Annotated in this window: 1 protein-coding gene; it reads right to left on the bottom strand. The window is 30.1% G+C overall.

Translation table 11 applies throughout. The features are described 5' to 3' along the window. On the bottom strand, positions 1-209 hold a 209-nt coding region (locus tag ACX6CF_RS27105; RefSeq protein WP_458788480.1), incomplete at both ends, for a hypothetical protein.

Raw genomic sequence — 209 nt, 5'->3', positions numbered from 1 at the left:
CATTTCATATTCCATTTTTTGGTTTACTATGATATCTTTTATACTTTCTCTATTACTAAAAATGGTGTTACTCAGTATTTCAGCCGCTAATTCAAACATATCTTTTTTAACCTCATCTGTAGTTAGATGTACCTGAACTTTTAATCGGTATAAATTGGAATCAGACATTCGATAATAGCGTGGTACAGCTATCCATGAGTAATTTTTAG

It is taken from the genome of Vallitalea sediminicola, assembly GCF_054408565.1.
The sequence above is the reverse complement of the archived record's forward strand: the minus strand, read 5'-3'. Positions and strand labels throughout refer to the sequence as shown.